This window comes from Pseudomonas sp. 008, assembly GCF_016861935.1.
Taxonomy (GTDB): Bacteria; Pseudomonadota; Gammaproteobacteria; order Pseudomonadales; family Pseudomonadaceae; genus Aquipseudomonas.
The window spans coordinates 185,273-210,097 of sequence record NZ_BOMA01000009.1 but is presented as its reverse complement, the minus strand read 5'-3'; the positions used below and the strand labels follow the sequence as shown (position 1 = coordinate 210,097).

The 24,825-nt window shown below is 58.6% G+C and carries 24 protein-coding genes and 1 pseudogene; 14 read left to right on the top strand and 11 right to left on the bottom strand.

Translation table 11 applies throughout. The features are described from left to right. Nucleotides 1–11: 11 nt before the first annotated feature. Nucleotides 12–1,553 (bottom strand): catalase KatB, encoded by a 1,542-nt coding sequence (gene katB / locus JUI81_RS19710; RefSeq protein WP_204124861.1) that lies wholly within the window; start codon nucleotides 1,551–1,553, stop codon nucleotides 12–14. Nucleotides 1,554–1,838: 285 nt separating this feature from the next. On the opposite strand from katB, the gene mscL reads away from it, so the two are divergent. Beyond that, on the top strand, nucleotides 1,839–2,252 hold the full coding sequence (gene mscL, locus JUI81_RS19705; RefSeq protein ID WP_019581290.1) for a large-conductance mechanosensitive channel protein MscL: 414 nt from the start codon (nucleotides 1,839–1,841) through the stop codon (nucleotides 2,250–2,252). 44 nt (nucleotides 2,253–2,296) lie between these two features. Here the strand turns inward: mscL and JUI81_RS19700 are convergent, their stop codons facing one another. After that, on the bottom strand, nucleotides 2,297–3,073 hold the full coding sequence (locus JUI81_RS19700) for a ferredoxin--NADP reductase (RefSeq protein ID WP_028938870.1): 777 nt from the start codon (nucleotides 3,071–3,073) through the stop codon (nucleotides 2,297–2,299). A 293-nt stretch (nucleotides 3,074–3,366) separates the two neighbouring features. Between JUI81_RS19700 and JUI81_RS19695 the strand changes: the two genes are divergently transcribed. Together JUI81_RS19695 and JUI81_RS19690 are read left to right on the top strand one after the other, a co-directional pair. After that, nucleotides 3,367–4,077: an autoinducer binding domain-containing protein gene (locus tag JUI81_RS19695; protein WP_204124860.1), complete on the top strand. Its 711-nt coding sequence runs from the start codon at nucleotides 3,367–3,369 to the stop codon at nucleotides 4,075–4,077. 171 nt (nucleotides 4,078–4,248) lie between these two features. Further along, nucleotides 4,249–5,373, top strand: coding sequence for a class I SAM-dependent methyltransferase (locus JUI81_RS19690; RefSeq protein ID WP_096479518.1), 1,125 nt, complete (start codon nucleotides 4,249–4,251; stop codon nucleotides 5,371–5,373). A 71-nt stretch (nucleotides 5,374–5,444) separates the two neighbouring features. Here the strand turns inward: JUI81_RS19690 and JUI81_RS19685 are convergent, their stop codons facing one another. Genes JUI81_RS19685 through JUI81_RS19675 form a run of 3 tightly spaced genes read right to left on the bottom strand, consistent with a single transcriptional unit; the run spans nucleotide 5,445 to nucleotide 8,123 of the window. After that, nucleotides 5,445–5,612, bottom strand: a complete 168-nt coding sequence (locus JUI81_RS19685) for a DUF2474 domain-containing protein (RefSeq protein WP_081625770.1) — start codon at nucleotides 5,610–5,612, stop codon at nucleotides 5,445–5,447. A 57-nt stretch (nucleotides 5,613–5,669) separates the two neighbouring features. After that, nucleotides 5,670–6,677 (bottom strand): cytochrome d ubiquinol oxidase subunit II, encoded by a 1,008-nt coding sequence (cydB, locus tag JUI81_RS19680; protein WP_019581295.1) that lies wholly within the window; start codon nucleotides 6,675–6,677, stop codon nucleotides 5,670–5,672. 3 nt (nucleotides 6,678–6,680) lie between these two features. Further along, a complete protein-coding gene (locus tag JUI81_RS19675; RefSeq protein WP_019581296.1) occupies nucleotides 6,681–8,123 on the bottom strand; it encodes a cytochrome ubiquinol oxidase subunit I in 1,443 nt (480 codons plus the stop codon). A gap of 425 nt (nucleotides 8,124–8,548) precedes the next feature. Between JUI81_RS19675 and JUI81_RS19670 the strand changes: the two genes are divergently transcribed. The 3 genes from JUI81_RS19670 to JUI81_RS19660 all read left to right on the top strand — a co-directional run bounded on the left by JUI81_RS19670 (nucleotide 8,549) and on the right by JUI81_RS19660 (nucleotide 10,511). Then, a complete protein-coding gene (locus JUI81_RS19670) occupies nucleotides 8,549–9,793 on the top strand; it encodes an MFS transporter (protein WP_019581297.1) in 1,245 nt (414 codons plus the stop codon). A 137-nt stretch (nucleotides 9,794–9,930) separates the two neighbouring features. Further along, entirely contained in the window at nucleotides 9,931–10,209 is a 279-nt protein-coding gene (locus JUI81_RS19665) for a type II toxin-antitoxin system RelE/ParE family toxin (RefSeq protein ID WP_019581298.1), read from the top strand. A gap of 14 nt (nucleotides 10,210–10,223) precedes the next feature. Beyond that, nucleotides 10,224–10,511, top strand: coding sequence for a HigA family addiction module antitoxin (locus JUI81_RS19660; protein ID WP_019581299.1), 288 nt, complete (start codon nucleotides 10,224–10,226; stop codon nucleotides 10,509–10,511). A 5-nt stretch (nucleotides 10,512–10,516) separates the two neighbouring features. Here JUI81_RS19660 and JUI81_RS19655 read toward each other — a convergent pair whose 3' ends face one another. Next, the gene (locus tag JUI81_RS19655; RefSeq protein ID WP_019581300.1) at nucleotides 10,517–11,068 is read right to left on the bottom strand and encodes a DJ-1 family glyoxalase III; all 552 of its coding nucleotides are present in this window, start codon (nucleotides 11,066–11,068) and stop codon (nucleotides 10,517–10,519) included. 67 nt (nucleotides 11,069–11,135) lie between these two features. After that, nucleotides 11,136–11,591, bottom strand: coding sequence for a DUF4879 domain-containing protein (locus tag JUI81_RS19650; protein ID WP_204124859.1), 456 nt, complete (start codon nucleotides 11,589–11,591; stop codon nucleotides 11,136–11,138). 226 nt (nucleotides 11,592–11,817) lie between these two features. Between JUI81_RS19650 and JUI81_RS19645 the strand changes: the two genes are divergently transcribed. From JUI81_RS19645 to JUI81_RS19625, 5 genes are all read left to right on the top strand, one after another. Beyond that, nucleotides 11,818–13,113 (top strand): NCS2 family permease, encoded by a 1,296-nt coding sequence (locus JUI81_RS19645; protein WP_018925809.1) that lies wholly within the window; start codon nucleotides 11,818–11,820, stop codon nucleotides 13,111–13,113. Continuing rightward, nucleotides 13,110–14,189, top strand: coding sequence for a tRNA (uridine(54)-C5)-methyltransferase TrmA (gene trmA, locus JUI81_RS19640; protein ID WP_019581302.1), 1,080 nt, complete (start codon nucleotides 13,110–13,112; stop codon nucleotides 14,187–14,189). Before JUI81_RS19645 ends, trmA begins: the two co-directional genes overlap by 4 nt. 132 nt (nucleotides 14,190–14,321) lie before the next feature. Next, nucleotides 14,322–15,233 (top strand): LysR family transcriptional regulator, encoded by a 912-nt coding sequence (locus JUI81_RS19635; RefSeq protein WP_028938866.1) that lies wholly within the window; start codon nucleotides 14,322–14,324, stop codon nucleotides 15,231–15,233. Nucleotides 15,234–15,363: 130 nt separating this feature from the next. After that, complete coding sequence (gene aroQ / locus JUI81_RS19630) at nucleotides 15,364–15,804, top strand: type II 3-dehydroquinate dehydratase (RefSeq protein WP_007937291.1); 441 nt, start codon at nucleotides 15,364–15,366, stop codon at nucleotides 15,802–15,804. A 5-nt stretch (nucleotides 15,805–15,809) separates the two neighbouring features. Continuing rightward, nucleotides 15,810–16,664: a shikimate dehydrogenase gene (locus tag JUI81_RS19625; protein ID WP_204124858.1), complete on the top strand. Its 855-nt coding sequence runs from the start codon at nucleotides 15,810–15,812 to the stop codon at nucleotides 16,662–16,664. A gap of 109 nt (nucleotides 16,665–16,773) precedes the next feature. On the opposite strand, the gene JUI81_RS19620 is transcribed toward JUI81_RS19625, so the two are convergent. Next, a complete protein-coding gene (locus JUI81_RS19620; protein ID WP_204124857.1) occupies nucleotides 16,774–17,451 on the bottom strand; it encodes a TetR/AcrR family transcriptional regulator in 678 nt (225 codons plus the stop codon). Nucleotides 17,452–17,554: 103 nt separating this feature from the next. Next, the gene (gene quiC / locus JUI81_RS19615; protein ID WP_204124856.1) at nucleotides 17,555–19,456 is read right to left on the bottom strand and encodes a 3-dehydroshikimate dehydratase QuiC; all 1,902 of its coding nucleotides are present in this window, start codon (nucleotides 19,454–19,456) and stop codon (nucleotides 17,555–17,557) included. A gap of 490 nt (nucleotides 19,457–19,946) precedes the next feature. Between quiC and JUI81_RS19610 the strand changes: the two genes are divergently transcribed. The 3 genes and pseudogenes from JUI81_RS19610 to JUI81_RS32235 all read left to right on the top strand — a co-directional run bounded on the left by JUI81_RS19610 (nucleotide 19,947) and on the right by JUI81_RS32235 (nucleotide 23,004). Next, nucleotides 19,947–21,284: an MFS transporter gene (locus JUI81_RS19610; RefSeq protein WP_018925801.1), complete on the top strand. Its 1,338-nt coding sequence runs from the start codon at nucleotides 19,947–19,949 to the stop codon at nucleotides 21,282–21,284. A gap of 97 nt (nucleotides 21,285–21,381) precedes the next feature. Beyond that, nucleotides 21,382–22,149: pseudogene (locus JUI81_RS32240) on the top strand (MCP four helix bundle domain-containing protein); the annotation flags it as partial. After that, nucleotides 22,141–23,004: a methyl-accepting chemotaxis protein gene (locus tag JUI81_RS32235; RefSeq protein WP_374707269.1), complete on the top strand. Its 864-nt coding sequence runs from the start codon at nucleotides 22,141–22,143 to the stop codon at nucleotides 23,002–23,004. The pseudogene JUI81_RS32240 and the gene JUI81_RS32235, both read left to right, overlap by 9 nt. Before the next feature lie 6 nt (nucleotides 23,005–23,010). Here the strand turns inward: JUI81_RS32235 and JUI81_RS19600 are convergent, their stop codons facing one another. Together JUI81_RS19600 and JUI81_RS19595 are read right to left on the bottom strand one after the other, a co-directional pair. Then, entirely contained in the window at nucleotides 23,011–23,889 is an 879-nt protein-coding gene (locus JUI81_RS19600) for a DMT family transporter (RefSeq protein WP_064620533.1), read from the bottom strand. A 118-nt stretch (nucleotides 23,890–24,007) separates the two neighbouring features. Further along, nucleotides 24,008–24,823: a sugar phosphate isomerase/epimerase gene (locus JUI81_RS19595; RefSeq protein ID WP_204124854.1), complete on the bottom strand. Its 816-nt coding sequence runs from the start codon at nucleotides 24,821–24,823 to the stop codon at nucleotides 24,008–24,010. Nucleotides 24,824–24,825 lie beyond the last annotated feature (2 nt).

Genomic DNA, 24,825 nt, shown 5'->3' with positions numbered 1-24,825 from the left:
AGGCAGATAGATCAGTCGACCAGTTTGGCCGCCAACGCCTTGACCCGGGCCAGATCACCCTTGGCCACTTTGGTTACGCCTGTCCCGTATTCCGGGTCGGCCTTGTACAGGAAGGACAGGATGATGTGCTTGCTCTCGTCATCGGTGGTGGCCAGGGAGCCGCCGAAGCTGTCGATCAGGTCCTGACGTTCCTTCTGGTTGAACGAGCGATACAGATCGCCGGCCTGCTTGAAGTTCTGCTCACGTTGAATCTTCGCCTGCTGCGTGCTGCCCGACAGGGTCGACTGGCTGTAACGCGCGGTTTGCGGCTCCTCACGGGACAGCAGACGGCTCGGCTGGTAATTCACCCCCGTGCTGCTGGCGCCGATGTTCATCGCACCATCCTGATTACCGTTGTTCACGGCGACTTTCGGTGCGTTGATCGGCAACTGCAGTGCATTGGCCCCCAGGCGATACAGTTGGGTATCGGCATACGAGAACACTCGCCCCTGCAATAAGCGATCTTCCGAAGGCTCGATACCCGGAACCAAGTTGGCCGGTGCCATCGCCACTTGTTCGGTTTCCTGGAATACATTCGCCGGATTACGGTTCAATACCATCTGTCCAACTTTTCGCTCAGGAACACCAGGCCAAATCTTGGTGGCGTCCAATGGATCGAAATCAAACTTGGACAAATCTTGAGGTTTTAGAACCTGGACGTACAAGTCCCACTTCGGAAAGTCCCCCTTGTTGATATGGACAACCAAGTCGTTGGTCATATGACTGTAATCTTGACCTTGAACATTGGCGACTTCTTTAGGAGTGAGATTTTTTATTCCCTGCAAACTTTTCCAGTGAAACTTTACATAGTTAACTTCGCCCTTAGCGTTAACCAACTTGTAGGCATGTACACCGTTGCCGTCCATCTCCCGATAGCTGGCCGGGGTGCCGGAGTTGGAGTACAACTCGGTCAAGGTGCGAGTGGCTTCCGGAACATGAGAGAAGAAATCGAAACGACGGGAGTCATCGTCAAGATTGGTGCGCGGGTCCGGCTTGAAGGCATGGACCATGTCCGGAAACTTGATGGCGTCCCTGATGAAGAAGGTCGGGAAATTGTTGCCAACCAGGTCCCAGTTACCGTCTGCGGTGTAGAACTTGGTGGCGAACCCCCGTGGGTCACGCAGCGTTTCCGGTGAGTGGTTGCCATGGACCACTGCGGAGAAACGCACAAATACCGGCGTGCTCTGGCCACCGGCGAATACCTTGGCCTTGGTCAAGTCACTGAGGTCGTCAGTCACGGTGAACGTGCCATGGGCGCCGGTGCCACGGGCATGCACCACACGCTCAGGAATGCGTTCACGGTCGAAACGCTGCAGCTTCTGAATCAACTGTACATCTTGCAACAGCACCGGCCCGGTCGCGCCGGCGGTTTGCGAGTTCTGGTTGTCGCCGACAGCGGCACCATTATCACGGGTCAACGTCGCAGCGTTGATGGAGAAGGACAGCAGGCTGACGGTCAGAACGCCGAAGGTACGACGGAGGGGAAAAGCCCCGAGGCCAAGGGGAGTTGTCATGGAAGTTTCCTCTGGTTTTATTAAGCGCATCCTGGTGCGCACCACAGAGGCTAGTGACCCAAAGGCCAAAACATAAATAGAAATCCCGTACCGGGCCGATAGCAAAAAGGTTCTGGAAAGCCCGGTCTAGAGCGGGTAAACGCGCGCGAATAGTGGCGTTTTGTAAACTAATTACCAGAAGATGTGTCGATAGAAACGGGCATTGTAAGAAGGCGTTTCAAGCAAGGGACGCTTTGCTGATTTACACTGCGCTCACCAACCTCATCTGTAACAAGGAAATAACCTATGGGCGTGATAAGTGAGTTCAAGGCCTTCGCGGTCAAAGGTAATGTGGTCGACATGGCCGTCGGTATCATCATCGGCGCTGCTTTCGGCAAAATCGTTTCTTCGTTTGTCGGCGATGTGGTGATGCCGCCAATCGGCTTGCTGATCGGTGGGGTGGACTTCAGTGATCTGGCCATTACGCTCAAGGCCGCTAACGGTAATGTCCCGGCAGTGGTGCTGGCGTATGGCAAGTTCATCCAGAGCATGATCGACTTCATCATCGTTGCCTTCGCGATCTTCATGGGCGTCAAGGCTATCAACCGTCTGAAACGCGAAGAGGCCGTTGCGCCAACCCTGCCGCCGGTTCCGACCAAGGAAGAAGAACTGCTGAGCGAGATCCGCGATCTGCTCAAGGCTCAGAACAATCGGCCCTGATCGCTGATTGCCCAGAGAAACGGCGCCTTCGGGGCGCCGTTTGTTTACCAGTAGGTTTCCACCGCCACTTGGCCAGGTCGGCGACTGAGGCTCAAGTGCATATTCCGTTGTTTGAGCAGCTTGCGCGTGTCATCGATCATCTGCGGGTTACCGCAGAGCATCACCCGTGAATGCTCCGCGGTCAGTGCTACACCAGCCGTCTGTTCCAGTTCACCATTCTCAATGAGACTGGTGATCCGCCCGTTCAAGGCACCCGAATGCTGTTCGCGGGTGACGGTGGCGATGAATTGCAGTTTGTGCGCGTACTCGGCCAGGTAGTCACGTTGCGCCAGCTCCGTAATCAATGCCTGGTACGCCAGCTCCCGCGCTTCGCGCACGCTGTAGACCAGGATGATTCGTTCGAATTTCTCCCAAACTTCGAAGTCCTGAAGGATCGACAGAAACGGCGCTACGCCCGTGCCGGTGGATAACAACCAGAGGTCACGGCCATCGACGAAGCGATCCAGGGTCAGATAACCAAAGGCCTGACGGTCGACCAGCAGCGTATCGCCAACTTCCAGCCGACTCAGCTCACTGGTGAACTCCCCTCCCGGCACAACAATGGAGAAAAATTCAAGGAACTCGTCATAGGGTGACGAAACCATGGAATAGGCCCGCCATACTATGTTGCCGTCTGCCTTGGTCACTCCCAGCCGGGCGAATTGCCCTGCGCGAAAACGAAAGCCCGGATCCCTGGTGGTCCGCAGAGTAAACAGATTGGGAGTCAATGGCTGGACGTTAAACAGCGTCTGGCGAGTGAATTTTTCTGCACTGGCAGTCATGGGTCGCTCCATTCAACAGATGACCCCAGTGTCCCGCAAAGCGGGCTGTGTAAACACCGATGATTTGTAATGTCTTTCATCCGGGTAACAAAACAGTACAACAATAAAAACAAATACATGAGCGTCGGATTTTGTCTTTCCATAAAGAATAGCTAAGAACCAGTTATGCCGCTCCACGCTTTTTTAAAGAGCAAAATAGTTCAGCATGTTTGTAAGAATCCTCCTACACTCTGGGACGTGCCGGATCTTGGATCCAATTGGCACCCCCAAGAAAGTCCGCATGGAGTTACCAAATGAAAGTGTGGAAGGAGTCACAGTTAACACAGCTTTCTGGCGCTCAAGAAATAAAGTCTGCATATGAGATGTCGCTTAATCTCGTCAAAAATATGGACTTTAATTTCTGTGCATTTTCAATAACATCCCCAACAACAGGGACACACCACCATAAGATAAATTTGAATAATTACCCTAGAGAATGGAACACGAAATATGAAAACGAGCATTACGATGCGGTTGATCCAATACTAGCCCACTGCCATGATTCCGAAGTGCCGATTCTCTGGCAAGAAGAGTGCTATTCAAAAACACCAAGGCTGTGGCAAGCGAAAAAAAACCAGGGGTTGAACTACGGCTGGTCCCAATCCGTTCATGATAGGAACGGGCTTTGCAGCATGCTGAGCGTGGCCAGAACCCATTGCCCGATTACCGCATATGAACTGTACAAAAATCTGGGCTACGCGATATTTATTAGCCGTCACCTGCACGGGCTTGTCGCGAAAGACCTGCATGTCTCCTCGCTGAAGCCGGCCACGGTGCATTTATCATGCAGAGAAATTGAAGTACTGAAATATTCAGCCGACGGCAAGACGGCCTGCGAGATCGCAATCATCCTCAGACTGAGTGAAAGCACAGTAAATTTCCATATAAAGGGCGCTATCCGCAAATTTGGCGTCAACAACAAGATTGCAGCGGTGATCAGCGCAGCAAGGTCGGGGGTTATCTGAAACTGTTCGAATCTGGTAATCCCTGCGAGTAATTCGGACGAAAAAAACGTACCATTGCGATCCGTTCTGAGTGATGCCGTGGAAAGTTCCACGACGCTGTCCGCTCGGATGGTTCCGCCCGCTACAACGCCCCGAAGCGGCGGCCCCCGTTGATTATCAGAGCCCCGCCTCATGCCCTTGCTCGAAACCCCCTTCGCTCAACTCGATCTGATCCGCCAGCCTGAACAGCAGAACGAACCGCTGCAAGCGTTTGATGCCGCAGATGAATACCTGCTCAATCATCTGGCCGGGCAACAACCGACAGCAGATACTCGCGTACTGGTACTCAACGACAGCTTCGGCGCATTGGCCATCAGCCTGGCGGGCAAGGTCCGGGTCACCAGCAGCGGCGATTCATTTCTGGCCTTTCAGGGGCTCGAAAAAAACCTCATGCGCAACGGCCAGGCGTTTGATTCGGTGCCGAGCGTACCTGCCAGCGAAGCCTTCGTCGGGCCGTTTGACCGGGTATTGATCCGGGTACCGAAAACCCTGGCCTTGCTGGAAGAGCAACTGATCCGGCTACAGGGTCAATTGGCTCCCGGCGCTCAAGTGATTGCCGCCGCGATGGTCAAGCATCTGCCACGTGCCGCGGGCGATCTGCTGGAGCGCTATATCGGCCCGGTGCAAGCCTCGCTGGCCATGAAGAAGGCTCGGCTGCTGATCGCCACGCCCGAAACCAAAGCCCCCGCTGTCTCTCCATACCCGACGCGCTATCGACTCGACACGCCTGCAATCGAACTGCTCAATCACGCCAATGTGTTCTGTCGCGAAGGGCTGGATATCGGCACGCGGGCCTTTCTGCCGCACTTGCCGAACAACCTCGGCACAGCGCGGGTCGCCGATCTGGGGTGTGGCAACGGCGTGCTGGCGATCGCCAGCGCCCTGCAAAACCCCGAGGCCCATTACACATTGGTGGACGAGTCATTCATGGCCGTGCAATCGGCCGCTGAAAACTGGCGCGCGGCGCTGGGTGATCGTGACGTGATCGTACGTGCCGGCGATGGGTTGGCGGGGCAGGAACCCCAATCCCTCGACGTGGTGCTGTGCAATCCGCCATTCCACCAACAGCAAGTGGTCGGCGATTTCCTGGCCTGGCGGATGTTCCAGCAAGCGCGCGAAGCGCTGGTGGTGGGCGGCGCGCTGTACATCGTCGGCAACCGTCATCTGGGCTATCACAGCAAGCTTGCGCGGTTGTTCCGCGGCGTCGAACAAGTGGCCGCTACCCCCAAGTTCGTGATTCTCAAGGCACGCAAATAACAGCAGGCAAAAAAAACCCTCCGTAGCAGGAGGGTTATAAATCCGTGCCGCAAGGCGACGGGATGGGAATTTCAGTGAGTGCTCAAGCCCGCGGCATTCATGAACATGCGCATCAGTGTGGCCACGATGAACAGTGCCCCAACGCTGCCTGCCCAGATCAACGCCAGCCAGCCGAGTCGTTGCCAAAGCGGCTTTTTCTCTGCGGCTTCGATTTCCTGCAAATCAGGTTTGCCAGCCATCATCGCGTTCTCCTCTGCAACGGCGCAGGTATCAACCTTGCGCCGTATTCGTATGGGCTAGTGGTAACCGTCTTCGTGGGTGACCTTGCCGCGGAACACGTAGTAGCTCCAGAAGGTGTAACCCAGGATGAACGGGATGATGAACAGCGTGCCCACCAGCATGAAGCCCTGGCTCTGCGGCGGTGCGGCAGCGTCCCAGATCGAAATCGACGGCGGCACGATGTTCGGCCACAGGCTGATACCCAGACCGCTGTAGCCGAGAAAAATCAGCACCAGGGTCAGCAGGAATGGCGTGTAGTGCGCATTGCGGGCCACCGCGCGAATCAGACCGTACAGAGTCACCAGCACCAGAATCGGCACTGGCAGGAACCAGAACAGATTCGGTAGGGTGAACCAGCGTGCGGCGATCTCGGCGTGGGCCAACGGCGTCCAGATGCTGACGACGCCAATCACCGCCAGCAACACGAAGGCCAATGGTCGCGCCAGATCATGCATCTGCTCCTGCAGCTTGCCTTCGGTCTTCATGATCAACCAGGTGCAACCGAGCAGCGCATAAGCCACTACCAGCGCCGCGCCACAGAACATCGTGAACGGTGTCAGCCAGTCGAGTGAACCACCGGCAAACTGACGATTGACCACCGGCAGCCCATCAATGAACGCACCCAATGCCACGCCCTGGAAGAAGGTGGCGGCAATCGAGCCACCGATGAATGCCTTGTCCCACAAGTGGCGCTTGGCGTCCTTGGCCTTGAAGCGAAACTCAAAGGCCACGCCACGGAAAATCAGCCCGATCAGCATGAAAATCAGCGGCAAGTACAACGCCGAGAGCACCACCGAATAGGCCAACGGGAAGGCGCCGAACAATGCCGCGCCACCCAATACCAACCAGGTTTCGTTGCCGTCCCACACCGGGGCGACGGTGTTCATCATCACGTCACGGTCGGTCTTGCCCTTGATGAACGGAAAAAGAATCCCGATCCCCAGGTCGAAGCCGTCCATGACCACGTACATCATGATGCCGAAGATGATGATCACGGCCCAGATCAGCGGAAGATCAATACCCATGATTCAAATCTCCTTGGTCAGGCTGTGGTTGTGATCGCCGTCACCGTTGTCGTCGTCGGCGGCGGACAGCGGACGGGCCGGCGTGCGTTTCTGGCCAGGACCACCCTCGTTGGTTTCCTTGCCTTCGTCGATCTTCGGCCCTTTGCGCACCAGGCGCATCATGTAGCCAAGACCGGCACCGAACAGCGCGAAATACACCACAACGAACATGACCAGGGTGATGCTCATCTGCACGAAGCTGTGCCCGGAGGACGCATCCGCCGTGCGCATCAAGCCGTAGACCACCCACGGCTGACGGCCGATTTCAGTGGTGAACCAGCCAGCGAGAATCGCGATCAGGCCGGATGGGCCCATCCACAGCGCCAGGTACAGGAACGGACGCGAGGTATACAGCGTGTCGCGCTTGCGCAGCCACAGGCTCCACAAACCGGTGAAGATCATCAGGAAACCCAGGCCGACCATGACCCGGAACGACCAGAACACGATGGTCGAATTCGGCCGGTCTTCAGGCGGGAACTCCTTGAGCGCCGGCACTTGTTTGTCCAGGGTGTGGGTCAGGATCAAGCTGCCCAGGTACGGAATCTCGACCGCGAATTTGGTCTTTTCGGCTTTCATGTCCGGCCAGCCGAACAGGATCAATGGGGTCGGTTCATCGCCGACATTTTCCCAGTGACCTTCAATCGCAGCGATTTTCGCCGGCTGGTGTTCGAGGGTATTGAGGCCGTGGAAGTCACCGATGACGGCTTGGATCGGCGCCACGATCAGCGCCATCCACATGGCCATCGAGAGCATGGTGCGGATGGCCGGGTTGTCCTTGCCGCGCAACAAATGCCAGGCCGCCGACGAACCAACGAAGAAGGCGGTAGCGACGAACGCCGCCGTAGCCATGTGCATCAGCCGGTAGGGGAACGACGGGTTGAAGATAATCGCCAACCAGTCCACCGGAATGACCTGGCCGTTGACGATTTCGTAGCCCTGCGGGGTCTGCATCCAGCTGTTGGAGGCGAGAATCCAGAAGGTCGAGATCAGGGTACCGATGGCGACCATGACCGTGGCGAAGAAGTGCAGCTTGCGCCCGACCCTGTTCCAGCCGAACAGCATGACGCCGAGGAAACCGGCTTCGAGGAAGAACGCGGTGAGCACCTCGTAGGTCAGCAACGGCCCGGTCACGGAACCGGCGAAATCCGAGAAGCGGCTCCAGTTGGTGCCGAACTGATAGGCCATGACCAGGCCGGACACCACACCCATGCCGAAGTTGACGGCAAAGATCTTCGACCAGAAATGGTACAGATCGCGGTAAGTGTCGTTGTGCGTCTTCAGCCACAGGCCTTCGAGTACCGCCAGGTAACTCGCCAGACCAATGGTGATGGCCGGGAACAGAATGTGGAACGAAATGGTGAACGCGAACTGAATCCGGGCGAGATCAAGTGCCTCCAAACCGAACATAAGTCTTCCTCTGTCAGGTAATACTGGCTGAAGGCTTGCGGCCTGCACCCACTGCCCCCACGGTTATGGAGTGTGGCGAATTTGAACTCGTTCTTTTTCTACCATCATCACAACGTAGGGAATCTGGCCATCTGGCCACCGGATCATTTCCACGAAGGGTCTTGATCTGGATCAAGCAACGTTGAAAGAGTAGTCGCATTTTTGCCGATGGACGGTGTGGTCTATTGCCGCGTGACAGGTTGCCTCACGGGTTTGGTCATGCGTTGCAATGCATTCCCTCTGGCGAGGGAGCTTGCTCCCTCGCCACAGGGAATTTGTATGCTCTGTGGGATCGGTGTCTAGCTAACTAAATTTTCCGCGCTCGCAACCTCTGGTTACAGGTTGGTGATAATCTCGCCCTTCCCCTCACCCAGACTTGCCTTCAGATGCCCAGCCAAGCGCCCCTGCTGTTACGTCATCACCGCCCTTTTATCGCGTTCTGGCTGGCTCGGGTATTTACCGCCAGCGGTTTTCAAATGCTGACCGTGGCCATCGGCTGGAATCTGTATCAACTGACCGGCAACGTGCTCGATCTGGGTCTGGTGGGTCTGGTGGAATTTGCCCCGCGGGTGTTGTTCATGCTGCACACCGGGCATGTGGCGGATCGCTATGACCGGCGCAAGGTCGCGGCGATCTGTCAGTCCGTGCAAGCGCTGATCGCCCTGTCGCTGGCCATCGGCAGCGCGACGGACCATGTCACCCGGGAGATGATCTTCATCCTCGCATTCCTGCTCGGCGCCGCCCGCTCCTTCGAGATGCCAACCACCCAGGCCTTGCTGCCGAGCATCGTGCCCAGTGCTTTATTCCCGCGCGCGGTTGCTGCCGCGCAATCTGCGCAGCAATCGGCCACCATCGTTGCCCCGGCGCTGGGCGGTTTGCTTTACGCCTTCGGCAGCGTCTGGGTGTATGGCCCGACGGTGATCCTCTACCTCATCGCCTGTGCGCTGATGCTTAACCTACCGGCTCGGCAGACACCGTTGAACAAGGGCAAGGCGACCCTGGATTCGCTGCTCGCAGGCATCCGCTTCATTCGCAGCCGTCCGGATATTCTCGGGGCGATTTCCCTGGATCTGTTTGCCGTCTTGCTGGGTGGCGCGACTGCGCTGCTGCCGGTGTTCGCCAAAGATATTCTGCTGACCGGCCCTTGGGGTCTGGGCCTGCTGCGTTCGGCCCCCGCGGTGGGCGCACTGCTGATGTCGCTGTTTCTGGCGCGATTTGCCGTGGAACGCAACGTCGGACGGGTGATGTTTACCGCCGTGGGTGTATTCGGCGTGGCAACCATCGCTTTCGGCCTGTCGACTTCGTTCTGGTTCTCTCTCGCTGTGTTGGTGGTTTTAGGCGCGGCAGACATGATCAGCATGGTGATCCGCGCCTCGTTCGTGCAGCTGGAAACCCCGGACGAGATGCGCGGCCGGGTCAGTGCCGTGAATGGCTTGTTCATCGGTGCTTCGAATCAGCTCGGCGAATTCGAGTCTGGCTTGACGGCCCACTGGTTCGGCACCGTACCGGCCGTGGTGATGGGCGGCATCGGCACACTGATGGTGACCGGGGCCTGGGTCAAACTGTTCCCGACCCTGGCCAACCGCGACCGTATGCATGTACCGGGACCGGTGGAAGAAGTCAGGGCCTGAAGCTGATCAGGGGGGACAGGAATGTCCCACACCTGCATCCAAAAAAGGCCGGCAATCAGCACCAAGCATAAATTCTCCGACCAAGTGCAATACATAGATAGTGCATCAAGTGTAATGTATCGCCTTACACTCTGAGCATGATCAAATCCTTTCAGCACAAAGGCCTTCGTGGCTTCTACGAAACCGGTTCGACTCGTGGGATTCGAGCAGATCATGCGAAGCGTCTGGCTCGCATGCTGCAGTTTATGGATCGCGCAGCGACTCCCGACGACCTCGACCTTCCGGGGTGGCGATTACATCCGCTCAAGGGCGATCTGGTCGAATATTGGTCACTCAGTGTTTCGGGGAACTGGCGGGTTATTTTTCGTTTTATTGGTTCGGATATCGAACTGGTCGACTATCTGGACTATCACTGACAGGAGGCAGGACCATGCCCATGCACAACCCGCCACACCCTGGCGAAACACTTTTGATGGATGTATTGCCCGAGCTTGGCATCAGCGTCACCGAACTGGCCCGACACCTTGGATTCGCCCGCCCGCATCTTTCGCGAGTGCTGCACGGCCATGCGCCCATCAGTCCGGATCTGGCGGTACGCCTGGAGCGGGCTGGAATCGGTAAGGCTCGTATGTGGTTAGGCGTTCAGACCGACTACGATCTCTGGCAGGCGGAGCAGCGTGAGCAACCGCTCATCGAGCCGATTGCTGTCCACGCCTGATATTTCTAAACAAGCAATTCCCCCGCCACCGCCGACCGCGTGGTTTTGCCGCAGAGTTGCTCCACCAGCGTCAGCGCAAACTCCAGCGCGGCGCCCGAACCCTGGGCGGTGATGCAGTTGCCATCGACCACCACCGGTTGATCGACGAAGTTGCAGCCCGACAATTGATGGCTGACGGAAGGCAGGCACGTCATGCGCCGCTGACGCAGCACGCCAAAAGTCTGCAGCGCCAGCGCCGGCGCTTCGGCAATGCCGGCGAACAAGCGTCCGGCGGCGACCTGGTCCTTGATCAATTGTTGCAGAGGTTGATGGGCCGCCAAATGCTGCGTCCCCACGGCGCCGCCGGGCAAAACGATCAAGTCGAAGGGTTGGGCCAGCAAATCGACCAGCATCGCATCGGCGGTCAGGCGGGTGCCGCGCGCGCAGGTCAGCATGCGCCGCGACTCGATACTGGCCACCACCACTTCAACCTTGGCGCGGCGCAGTACATCGATCAGGGTCACGGTTTGCAGATCGTCGATGCCCTCGGCGAGGGTAATCAGGGCTCTAAAGGTCATGGGCGCGGTCCAGAGAATGATCTTTAAAGCGTAGTCAGCTTTCCTGACCCTTGTTCGAGCCTGGCCGTTACTTGATGTAAAGCTGCGTCGACATCGTGTTGCCCGGAGCGTTGATCGAGGTGTTGCTGAACGTGAAGATGCCGTCCTGCTTGCCTGCCAGGTTGAAGATGTACAGATAGCCGACAGTTTTTTTCCCGACTGAGCACTCGGTCAGGTTGCCGGTATCAAAAGCACAGACTGGGGTCCGGGTGCCATCCACCTCGAAACCGTCCAGGGCAACATGGGCTTCGCGACCGTAGCCGACTTCCAGCACATACACCTTGATGTTCGGCCCCTGGTGATCGCAACGAGTCTGCTCCTGCTTGTCCGCAATATCTTCAAAGCCACAGTTGGGCGACTCGACCTTGAGCACCTTGACCTGACTCAGAGGTGGAGCCGTCGCTGCCGAGGCGGTTTGGGCACCCAGGAACAACGCGATCAACACTGCGAATGCGACAACCACGCGCGTGCTCATGTACTTCATATTCCGCCCTTCCCTGCCCTAAAAAAACAGCGCGCAGTATGGCGCAGTTCCCTTTTTGGCAAAACATCGACGACGATCGCAGCCATAAGCAGCCATAGCCCCACGCTGCTGGTATGATGCGCGGCTTTTTCCGACCCACAGAAAATTCCCAGGCGCCTACGGCGGTCTGTGCTTTGCTGTTGAGGTCGATACATTCACGGCGCCGGGCGCGCCACGGGGAGCAGACATGCTGGAAAGGCTGTTTCAACTCAAGGCACACAACACCAACGTGCGGACCGAGATTCTGGCGGGCGTCACGACCTTTTTGGCCATGGCCTACATTCTGTTCGTCAACCCGAGCATCCTCGGCGAGACCGGCATGGACAAGGGCGCGGTGTTTGTCGCCACCTGTCTGGCCGCCGCCATCGGCTCGACGACCATGGGCCTGATCGCCAATTACCCGATCGCCCTGGCACCGGGCATGGGCCTGAACGCCTTCTTCACCTACACGGTGGTCCTGCACATGGGCCACACCTGGCAAGTGGCGCTGGGTGCGGTGTTCCTCTCGGCGGTGATGTTTTTCCTGCTGTCGATCTTCCGCATCCGTGAATGGATCATCAACAGCATCCCGTTGGCGCTACGTTCGGCGATTGCCGCCGGCATCGGCCTGTTCCTGGCACTGATCGCCCTGCACAACGCTGGCATCGTCGTCAGCAACCCGGCGACCATGGTCGGCCTTGGCGACCTGAAGCAACCGGCGCCGATCCTCGCAACCCTGGGCTTTGCCCTGATCGTTGCCCTGGAGGCCCTGAAAGTGCGCGGTGCGGTGCTGATCGGCATTCTGTCGGTGACCATCGTTTCCATCCTGCTGGGCTTCAGCCCGTTCGGCGGCGTGATGTCGATGCCACCGTCGCTGGCGCCAACCTTCCTGCAACTGGACATCAAAGGCGCACTGGACATTGGTCTGGTCAGCGTGATCTTCGCGTTCCTGTTCGTCGATCTGTTCGATAACTCCGGCACCCTGATCGGCGTCGCCAAGCGCGCCGGCCTGATGGGCAAGGACGGCCACATGCCGAAAATGGGTCGTGCCCTGATCGCCGACAGCACCGCGGCCATGGCCGGTTCGTTGCTGGGCACCTCGACCACCACCAGCTATATCGAATCCGCAGCCGGCGTGAGTGCCGGTGGCCGCACCGGCCTGACCGCCGTCGTGGTGGCGATTCTGTTCCTGCTGGCGCTGTTCTTCGCACCACTGGCCGCCAGCGTACCGGCCTTCGCCACCGCACCTGCCTTACTGTTCGTCGCCGTATTGATGACCTCGGGGCTGGCGGAAATAGACTGGGACGACATCACCGTTGCAGCGCCAGTGGTAGTCACCGCTCTGGCTATGCCATTCACTTACTCCATCGCCAACGGTATCGCGTTCGGATTCATTTCCTGGACCGCCATCAAGTTGCTGTCCGGCCGTGGCCGTGAGCTGAACTCGGCGTTGGTGGTTCTGTCGATTCTGTTCGTGATCAAGTTAGGTTGGTTCAACGCATGACTTTTGATTCCCAGGCCTACGCCGTTCAGCTCGAAGAAAAGGTCACGCGCCTGCGTGATCTGCTGGCCCCGTTCGGTGCGCCCGAGCCTGCGGTGTTCGATTCGCCGCTGAAAAACTTCCGCCTGCGTGCCGAATTCCGCCTGTGGCGTGAAGCCGGCGAGCGCCACTACGCAATGTTTTCCCAGGAAGACAAACGCACGCCGATCCTGATCGAAGAGTTCCCGATCGCAAGCCTGCGCATCAACCAGTTGATGCCGCAGCTCAAGGCGGCGTGGCAAGCGAGTGCAGCCCTGAGCCACAAGCTGTTCCAAGTGGAGTTCCTGACCACGCTGGCCGGCGATGCGATGATCACCCTGTGCTACCACCGCCCGCTGGACGAGCACTGGCACGCGGCGGCGTCGAAGCTGGCAGCCGACCTGAACGTCAGCATCATCGGTCGCTCGAAGGGCAAACGCGAAGTGATCGGTCACGATTACGTGGTCGAGCAACTTGAAGTCGGCGGCCGTACCTTCAGCTATCGCCAGCCGGAAGGCGCGTTCACCCAACCCAACGGCACGGTGAACCAGAAGATGCTCAATTGGGCGTATGGCGCTCTCGGTGATCGCCCGGATGATCTGCTGGAGCTGTATTGCGGCAACGGCAACTTCACCCTGCCACTCGCTACCCGTGTGCGCAAAGTGCTGGCCACCGAAATCAGCAAGACCTCGGTCAACGCGGCACTCAGCAACCTGAGCGAAAACGCGGTGGATAACGTCACGCTGGTGCGTCTGTCTGCCGAAGAATTGACCGAAGCCCTGAACGAAGTTCGCCCGTTCCGTCGCCTGCACGGCATCGACCTCAAGAGCTACGAGTTCGGTAGCGTGTTCGTCGATCCGCCCCGCGCCGGCATGGACCCGGATACTTGCGAACTGACCCGGCGCTTCGACAACATCCTCTACATTTCCTGCAACCCGGAAACCCTCGCGGCCAACATCGCCCAACTGAACGACACTCACCGCATTACTCAATGCGCGATGTTCGACCAGTTCCCGTGGACCCATCACATGGAATCCGGAGTGTTGTTGACCCGTCGTTGATTGCAGCCGTTATACAAATCAGCCGTCCTTGGGACGGCTTTTTTGTGGGCGATTGAAACGCCCTGTATTTGTGCGCCCATCTTTGATAAACACAACCTCAGGCATCCCATTTGATTCTTGGTGTAATCAATCATGCAGCGACATTTCGACGATCTTCAGCTCGGCAGCATCGAACTGTTTTGCCTGGCCGCCGAAGCCGGCAGCTTTACCGCCGCAGCCCTGGTGGCTGGCGTGACGCCGGCTGCGGTCAGCCGCTCGGTGTCGCGGATGGAAGAACGTCTGGGTGTACGGCTGTTCGCGCGGACCACCCGCAGCGTCAAGCTGACCGACAGTGGCCGGCGCTATTTCGAGGAGTGTCGCCTGGCCCTTGCGCAATTGGTCGAGGCTCAGCGCGAAGTCATGGGCCAACAGCAGGAACCCTCCGGCACCTTGCGTATCAGCATTCCCACCACCTATGCCCACCACCGCATCCTGCCGCTGCTGCCGACGTTCCGGGCGCGTTTTCCCGCCGTGAAAGTCGAGGTGCACATCAGCAATCGCAACATCGATTTTGTCGGCGAAGGCTATGACATGGCCATCCGTGTGCGGGCGATTCCCGACTCCGGGCTGATTGCCCGGCCACTGGAGGACGCTGCGCTGGTGATGATTGCCAGCCCTGACTATCTGAAGCGTGCCGGCATGCCACAAACCCTGGACGACCTGGCGCACCACGAATGCATTCAGTTCGAGCTACCCAGCAGCGGGCGGCGGATTGCCTGGCTGTTCAACGATAACGGCGTGCCGCTGGAGATTTTGGCCGAAGGTAATTACTGCTGTTCCGATGATGTATTGGGTGGCGTGACGCTGGCGAAACACGGCGCCGGGCTGTTTCAAACCTATCGCTTCATCGTCGAAAACGAACTGGCGGATGGCTCGCTGGTGGAAGTGCTCAAGCCCTACGGCGGGCGCTCCCGCCCCTTCACTTTGCTGTATCCGCAAAGCCGCCATGTGCCGTTGCGGCTCAGGGCGTTTATCGATTTTCTGGTTGAGCGTCTTCCACGCTGAATGTTCGATCACCGCACAGATAATCCAGGGCCGGTGCCTCTTCAATTGACCTTATTAACCAGTTAGTACAATTTATCTCCACAGGCTGAGACCCTCGGCCAATGCCAAAAATAATAAGTGGAGAGACCCGATGTCCCCTATCGTTCTGGTGCTCAACGGCCCGAACCTGAACCTGCTCGGCACCCGTGAACCGGCGACTTATGGCCACGAAACCCTGGCGGATATTTCAGCGCTGTGCGGTCGCGCCGCCGAAGAGTTCGGCCTGAAGGTGGAGTTTCGCCAGACCAACCATGAAGGCGAACTGCTCGACTGGATTCATGCCGCCCGTGGCCGCTGCGCCGGGATCGTCATCAACCCGGCCGCCTGGACTCACACCTCGGTCGCCATTCGCGATGCCTTGGTCGCCAGCGAACTGCCAGTGATCGAAGTGCATCTGTCCAACGTCCATGCCCGCGAACCCTTCCGGCATCACTCCTTTGTCTCGTCCATCGCCACGGCCGTGATGTGCGGTTTCGGCAGCCACGGCTATCGTTTGGCGCTGGAGCATTTCAGCCAACGTTTGAAAGGTTAAGCGTGATGACACAGAACACCGTGGTATTGGCCGGGCTGATCGGCGCCGGCATTCAGGCTTCCCGCACTCCGGTGCTGCACGAGCACGAAGGCGATGCGCAGGGTCTGCGCTACCTGTATCGACTGATCGATCTGGATCAGCTGAAACTCGACAGCGGCGCCCTGCCCGACCTGCTGATGGCCGCCGAGCGGATGAATTTCACCGGGCTGAACATCACCTTCCCGTGCAAGCAGACAATCATCCCGTTGCTCGACGAATTGTCGCCGGAAGCCCGCGGCATTGGCGCGGTGAACACGGTGGTGTTGAAGGACGGTAAACGCATTGGCCACAACACCGATTGCCTGGGTTTTGCCGAAGGGTTTCGTCGCGGCCTGCCGGACGTTGCCCGTGAGCGTGTGGTGCAAATGGGCGCCGGTGGCGCAGGCGCAGCGGTGGCCCACGCGTTATTGAGCGAAGGCGTACAACTGCTGAGCATTTTCGATGTGGATCACAGCCGGGCTCAGTCTTTGGCGGACAACCTCAATCAGCATTTCGGTTTTGGCCGCGCCGTGGCCGGTCATGACTTGCCGGGCACGCTGGGTCAGGCTGATGGACTGGTGAATACCACGCCCATGGGCATGAAAAAGCTGCCTGGCATGCCAGTGCCGGTAGAGCTGCTTCGCGCGCAGTTGTGGGTGGCGGAGATCGTTTACTTCCCGCTGGAAACCGAACTGCTGCGCAACGCTCGCGCGCTGGGTTGCCGAACCCTGGACGGCGGCAACATGGCGGTGTTTCAGGCGGTGAAGGCGTTTGAATTATTCAGCGGCGTGGTGCCGGATGCCCAGCGGATGCTGGCGCATTTTCAAAGCATGAATGGTTGAAATGCAAAAGATCGCAGCCTCGTTTCACTCGACAGCTCCTACAGGGGTATGGGTACTTGTAGGAGCTGTCGAGTGAAACGAGGCTGCGATCTTTTAAGGACCCTGCAAATCAGACCTGCAGATACCGCAACACCGACTCACAGATCATCTCCCGATGACGCTGCTTGATACTTTCGTCCGGCAAGTCGATCTGAAAGATCTCACCAAAGGTATGACGGTTCGACACGCGATAGAAGCAAAACGAACTGATCAGCAGGTGCACATCCAGCGGATCGAGGCCGGCGCGGAATACACCCTCTGCAGCCCCGCGACGCAAAATCTCGCCCAGTGAATCGAGGATGGTGTTGTTCATCGCCTTGATCGCATCGGAGCGCTTCACATACTCGGCGTTGTGAATGTTCTCGATGCAGACGATGCGCACGAAATCGACGTTGCGATCATGGTGGTCGAAGGTGAATTCCACCAACCGCCGAATCGCCTCCACCGGCGCCAGCTCGGCCAGGTGCAAGCGACTTTCGGTGCTGCGGATATCCCCGTAGAGTTTTTCCAGCACCTCGACGTAGAGCTGCTCCTTACTGCCGAAGTAGTAATAGATCATGCGTTTGGAGGTGTGGATGCGCTCGGCGATCGCATCGACGCGCGCACCGGAAAGCCCCTGCTGGACGAACTCGACGATAGCCTCTTGAAGGATGTTCTCGCGGGTTTTTTCCGGGTTGTTCTTGCGACTCTTGCGAGGCTCGGCAATTGGCTTTTCGGGCGCTACGGAGAGTTCTGAAATTATTGTCATTGCGGGCTCACGGCCATCACTGCACAAGTAGGCGATTATGGGCCGCCGCGCACAGTGAAGGAAGTCACGCGGCAGCGGTTTTGTACCCGTGTTTACGATTTTCCTACAACTTTGTCTGACGTACGCCACCACTTCGGGATTTGGCCATGGCCGCCAGTCGCACGGCTACGTTGGCCGCGCCGTAACCCGCATAGCCGTTTTTGCGCTGGATGATTTCAAAGAAAAACCGCCCTTCGAACGGCTCGGTGTACACGTGAAACAGCTCGCCACCCTGGGCATCACGGTCGTAGAGCACGTTGAAATACGCCAACTCGCTGAGGAACTCATCGTCGAAATCGAAGCGCGCGGCGAGGTCATCGTAGTAGTTGAGCGGGATATCCAGCAGCGGCACGCCCGCCTCCTTGGCACGGCTAACTTCGGCAAAGATGTCGTCGCAATCGAAAGCGATGTGATGCACACCGGAACCGCGATAACTCGAGAGTGCGTGTGAGATCGCGGTGTTGCGATTCTCGGAAATGTTCAGCGGCAGGCGGATCGAACTGCAACGGCTGCGCAAGGCACGGCTCTTCACCAGACCATACGGGTCGGGCAGCACCACTTCATCGTCGGCTTCGAAATCCAGCAGGCTTTTATAGAACAACACCCAGCTGTCGAGACTGTCGGCGGGCAGCGCCATGGCCATGTGGTCGATGCGCTTGAGGCCACCGCTGGCCACGGCCGCCGGTTGCAGATTGAAGTCGGTGCCATAGACGTCGGCGTCCTGGTCTACCAGGTAAATCAGACTGCCGTCCGGCGCACGCACGGCGGCGAGTTCCAGCTCATTGGGGCCTACCAGCCCGCGATACGGCTGGCCTTTGTAAGCCACGGCTCGGGCCAACGCACTGGCGCTGTCCTTGACCCGCACGGCGGTGGCGCACAGCGATGGCCCATGGGCCTCGAAAAAACTGTGGGCGAAGGAATAAGGTTCGGAGTTGAGGATCAGGTTGATATCGCCCTGACGCAACAGGCTGACACTCTTGGAACGGTGCTGTCCGGCCTTGACGAAACCCAGTCGCTCCAACCAATGGGACAGCTTGGCACCGAGGCTTTCGTCCACGGCGAATTCAAGAAACTCGATGCCGTTGTATTCGCTGGCGCCTGGGGTGTCGAACAGAATGTCGCGATTGGCCACAGGCGTGGCTTCCTGTTCCAGGCGCTGGCGGGTTTTCTCTTCCAGGTACAGCAACGAACGCAAGCCGTCGGCGGCGTTGGCCCGGGGTGGCGCGGCGCGGAAACCGTCGTTGAAGATCTCCAGCGACAGCGGGCCGGTGTAGCCACTCTTGATGATCGGCGCGAGGAACCCCGGCAGATCGAATTCGCCCTGGCCGGGGAAACAACGGAAATGCCGGCTCCACTCCAGCACGTCCATGGCCAGGATCGGTGCATCGGCCATTTGCACGAAGAAGATCTTGTCACCGGGAATCTCGGCGATCGCCTTCGGGTCGCCCTTGAGCGACAGCGTATGGAAACTGTCCAGCAACACGCCGAGGCTCGGATGGTCGGCCTGGCGAACGATGTTCCACACCTGTTGATACGTGTTCACGTGGCGGCCCCAGGCCAGCGCTTCGTAACCGATCCGCAAACCACGAGCGCCGGCCCGTTCGGCGAGCAGGCGCAAATCGTCGACCAGGATCTGCTCATCGCCGATGGAGTCGGCCGAGGCGTTGCTGCACACCAGCACCAGGTCGGTGCCCAGCTCCTGCATCAAATCGAACTTGCGCTCGGCCCGCTCCAGATTGCGCGGCAGTCGATCGCGGCGGCAACCTTCGAAATCCCGAAAGGGTTGGAACAGAGTGATCGCGATCCCGAGATCAGCGCACATCTGCCTGATTTCCCGTGGGCTGCCGTCGTAGTAGAGAAGGTCGTTCTCGAAAATTTCCACCCCGTCAAAACCGGCGGCGGCGATGGCTTCTAGTTTTTCCGGCAGGGTACCGCTCAAGGAAACGGTGGCAATGGAACGCTGCATGTGTCGACTCCCGGTGGTGGGGACATTCTTGTTGGGCAAATTATTGGCTTGACGAATCCGCACAGCAATTCAAAGTGTACTACCCGGTTAGTTTTGCGGGCGATTATCGAACACAATGGCGGTTGGCGAATTGACGATTTTTCGTCCACTGCGCACCATCGACACCACATTGAGTCCGGTCACGACCCCATGGACTCGGTTACCAAAGACCCTGAACACCACATAAAAATTTCAAAAAACGGGTACACGCTCATGCGCTCATTCAACGCCTTGTTTGCTTGCTCCACCGATCTCACGCCAGACCTGGTGTCCATCCGAACCTTGCGCCCCCTCGGCCGAACCGTGCCGCTCGCTGAATAAAACGTTGTCGTCGCCTGACGAAAACACCTCAGCCGATCAATCTCACTCGCGCCCGTCGCCATCGATTGATCACGCGCCCTTGAAGTCCCGACAAGCCTCGCTTGTCAGTCATTGAACGGATGGCACACACATGTTTCCCTCTCAAAGCTCTCGCGTGGCTTCGGCCCAAAGCGTCGCCACTGGCGGCATCGGCGACAAAATCCGCGGCGCCATGGCCGTCGGCAAAACCCGCTGGGGAATGCTGGCGCTGGTATTTTTCGCCACCACCCTGAACTACATCGACCGCGCAGCCTTGGGCGTCATGCAGCCAATCCTGGCCAAGGAACTGAGCTGGACGGCGATGGACTACGCCAACATCAACTTCTGGTTCCAGGTCGGCTACGCCGTCGGTTTCGTGCTGCAAGGCCGGTTGATCGACCGGGTCGGCGTGAAGCGCGTGTTCTTCTTCGCGGTACTGCTCTGGAGCCTGGCCACCGGCGCTCATGGCCTGGCCACTTCGGCGGCGGGCTTCATGGTCTGCCGGTTCATTCTCGGCCTGACTGAAGCCGCCAACTACCCGGCCTGCGTGAAAACCACCCGGTTGTGGTTCCCGGCTGGCGAGCGCGCCGTGGCCACCGGTATTTTCAACGCCGGGACCAACGTCGGTGCGATGTTCACACCGATGCTGCTTCCACTGATTCTTCACGCCTGGGGCTGGCAGGCAGCGTTCCTGTGCATGGCGGCGCTGGGCGGCATCTGGTTGCTGTTCTGGGGCCTGAAGTACTTCAACCCGGAAGATCACCCGAGCGTTAAACAATCGGAACTGGACTACATCCAGAAGGAAGTCGAACCGGAACAATCCCGCGTACCGTTCTCGCGAATCCTGCGCATGCGTGGCACCTGGGCCTTCGCCCTCGCCTACTCGATCACCGCGCCGGTGTTCTGGTTCTACCTGTACTGGCTGCCGCCGTTCCTCAATCAGCAATACAACCTGGGGATCAACGTGACCCAGATGGGTATTCCGCTGATCATCATCTACCTCACGGCTGACTTCGGCAGCGTCGGCGGCGGGATCCTGTCTTCGTTCCTGATCGGTCGCGGGATCAACCCGATCAAGGCCCGACTGATGTCCATGTTCCTGTTCGCCTGCTGCATCATCGGCGTGGTCATGGCCGCCGGTTCGAGCAGCCTGTGGCTCGCGGTGTTCGCCATCTCCCTGGCCATCGGCGCGCACCAGGCCTGGACCGCGAACATCTGGAGCCTGGTGATGGACTACACGCCTAAACACATGATGAGTACGGTGTTCGGCTTCGGCGGCATGTGCGCGGCGATCGGCGGGATGTTCATGACCCAGTTGGTCGGCCACATTCTGACCATCACCAACAACAACTACACCGTGTTGTTCACCATCATTCCGGCGATGTACTTCATCGCGCTGACCTGGATGTACTTCATGGCACCGCGCAAGATTCCGACCGTAAAAGATTGATACACCACAAACGCAGGCCTGATCCCGGGCCTGCGTTTTTTTATGGCCGCGATTTATCCATTTCACCCTTTTTTTCTCACAGCCACAGAGGCACACCATGTCGCCAGGTAACTTGAGCATCGCCAAGCGTGCCGTGATCAGCTTCGGCGTCATCGCCCTGCTGGTCCTGTTGCAGGGGCTGTTCGCCCTTAAACAGGTCGCGCAAGTCCGCGCCACCGGCCAGCACACTGAAAACGTCTCCCTGCCCAGCATTCGCCACCTGGGTGAAATCCGCGACTACATCCTGAGCATTCGCGTGCTCAGCCTGCGCATGGCGCTCAACCGCGATCCAAAGGTGCTCGATGCCACCGTCACACGTCTGCACCAAGTGCAGGGTTGGCTTGCAGAGACGCTGGAAAAATTCACTCCGCTGGTCGGTGATTACAACCGGGGGCCGTACGAAAAGTTCGTCACCACCGTCACCAGTTACCGCCAGGCGCTGGCGCAATACGAAGCGCTGTCGCGGGAAAACCGCAGCGAAGAAATGACCGCGTTGCTCAATGGAAAAATCCAGGACTACTCGACCCAGACCGGTGACCAGTTCGCCGAGTTGATGGCGCTTTCCGCCAACGAAGTCAGCCTCTCGGCCAACCAGGCTGACTCGCTCTACAATCAGGTAAAAATCACCGTGATCGGTGCGCTGATAGCCGTCGCGCTCCTGACCCTGTGCCTTGCCTGGCTGTTGATACGCAGCATCGTCATGCCGATCCGTCAGGCGGTCGACGTGGCCGAGCAAGTGGCCGCCGGTGACCTGAGTCAACCGATCCGCAGCCACGGCGCCGATGAAACCGCACGCTTGCTTAAGGCCCTGTCGGCCATGCAGACCAGCCTGCGGGAAACCCTGCAACTGATCAGCGGCACGTCGACTCAACTGGCGGCCGCCGCCCTGCAGATGAATCAGAGCACTCAACAGGATTCCAGTCGGCTGCAACAGCAACACAATGAAATCGAGCAAGCCGCCACGGCCGTCAACGAAATGACCGTCGCGGTGGAAGAAGTGGCACGCAACGCGGTGTCGACTTCCGACAGCACCAGACAGTCCACACATCAAGCCAATCAGGGCCAGGCGCGAGTGATTGAAACCCTGGATTCGATTCAGGCGATGAGCAGCAATGCGGGTGTCGCGCTGCAACAGGTTCAGACCCTGGCCGAGCAGTCCCGGGAAATCGGCAAGGTGCTGGACGTGATCCGCGCCATCGCCGAACAGACCAACCTGCTCGCGCTCAATGCCGCCATCGAGGCTGCGCGAGCCGGGGAAGACGGACGTGGTTTCGCGGTGGTGGCCGATGAAGTTCGGGCGCTGGCGCATCGCACTCAGCAATCAACCCGGGAGATCGAACAGATCATTGGCCGGGTTCAGGGCGATACCAACGGTGTGGTGATGTCGATGCACGACAACAGTCAGCGTGTTGCTGAAACCTTGTCGATTGCTGAACAGGCCGGGCTGGCGCTGGCAGAAATCACCCGGGCGATGGAGCAGATCCATGAACGTAACCTGGTGATCGCCAGTGCCTCGGAAGAACAGGCGCAGGTGGCCCGTGAGGTGGATCGTAATCTGCTGAACATCCGCGACCTGTCGCTGGAAAGCGCCGACGCCGCGACTCGGACCAGCGCCACCAGCCAGGAGTTGTCGCGACTGGCGGCGGGCCTGCAAAACCTGGTGGTGCGTTTCAAATTTTGACCGGTTTCAGCGGCGGCTTTGTTGCCACGCCGCCGCCAACCCGCTGCAGCAAATCACCGCGATCCCGACCACCGTGGTCAGGGTCGGCGTGTGAGAAAACAGCAACCAGCCCAGCAAACCGGCAAAGACAATCTGACAATAGCCGAACGGTGCCAGCAGCGCTGGGGCGGCATGGCGGAACGCCTGGGTCAGAAACAGGTGCGCCGTCATCCCGCAGGCGCCCAGTGCAACCATCATCAATCCATGCCCAAGGCTTGGCACTTTCCAGAAAAACGGCACCAATGCGCTCATCACCAGGGTGTTGCACAGGCCGGCGAAGAAGTTACTGGTGGTCGGGCTGTCGATTTCACTGAGCTTGCGGGTGAGCAATTGATAGAAGCAGAAAAACAGCGCCGAGCAGAGTGGCAGCAAGACTGCTGGCGTGAACAGATCACCGCCGGGATGGACGATGATCAATACACCGACAAATCCGCAAATCACTGCGATCCATTGGCCACGGGTGACCCGCTCACGCAGCAGTGGCACCGACAACGCGGTGACCAGAACCGGAGCGAGAAAGTTGACCGCCGTGGCTTCGGCCAACGGGATGTACTGCAAACCGGTGGTGAAAAACAAACTGGTGCCCAACAGGCACAACGCCCTGAACAACTGCAGCAACGGACGTTTGGTGCGCAGGACTCGCAACCCCGATTGCGGCAGGAAAATCCCGGCCATCAGCAAGGTGTGAACCACATAACGGGCCCAGACCACCATGACGATCGGATAGAACCCCGATAGATATTTCGACAAGGCGTCGTGACTGGAAAACAGAAAGGTCGCGACAACGATCAGCAGAATCCCTTTGAAGGGTTGGTTTACACCGGAGAGCGGGGTGCTGATGGTCATTAGCGATCCTTTTTTTTTGCATCAAAAATCAAAAGCTTCGCGGGCAAGCCTCGTTCCTGCATGAACACTGGATAACCTGTGGGAGCGTGGCTTGCCCGCGATAGGTGCGCAGCACCGCTTACCGCCGCGCCAACAATTCCCGAGTCTTATCCAACGCCATCTGCGCCCGCTGCAACCCGCTCACGCCCTGCTCCAGCAACTTCACGGTGGGAATCTCCAGGCTTAACGGGATATCGGCCGGCAAACACTGCAACAAACCCGCCAGATCACAATCACCATCGCCCGGAAAACGCCGCTCGTTACGCGCCTGACGCAAAATCTCCGCCATGTCCGTTGGCCGTGGCCCCGCGACATCGCATAACTGCGTGTACCGTAACCGTGACGGGGCAACTTTGGCCAGATCTTCCAGCCGCGAACCCGATCGGTCGAAATGGAACGCGTCCACCAACACCGCGCCGTTTTCACGGTCAGCATTTTCGACGATACGCACCGCTTGTTCGAGATTGCGCGCATCGGTCCACGGCATGAACTCCAGGTGCGGATGCAGCCCGTAAGATGCCGCCAGATCGCACAACCGGGCGAAGTTCTCGGTGAGTCGTTGTTCGTCAGAATCGTTACCGGCCACCAGCAATTCGCTGGCACCAAATTCCGCTCCGACCGCCAGAATCTTCTCGAAGTCGGCGACGACGGTTTGCGGTTTAAGGCGCAGGATTTCAACATCCAGCACACGAATGCAGGTATCGCGCAGCCGCGCCAGCGTCTTACGCCGTAAACCGACATCGGCTACCAGCGCAAAGTGATGTTCTTCGGGTGTCGCCGGTTCAAGGCGTAGTCCGACATGGCTGTATCCGGCCCGTGCTGCGACTTCGACCATCTCCGGCGGAGACAACTCCAGCACCGTCAGGCTGGCCAGGGAAAAGATCCGCTCACTCATGC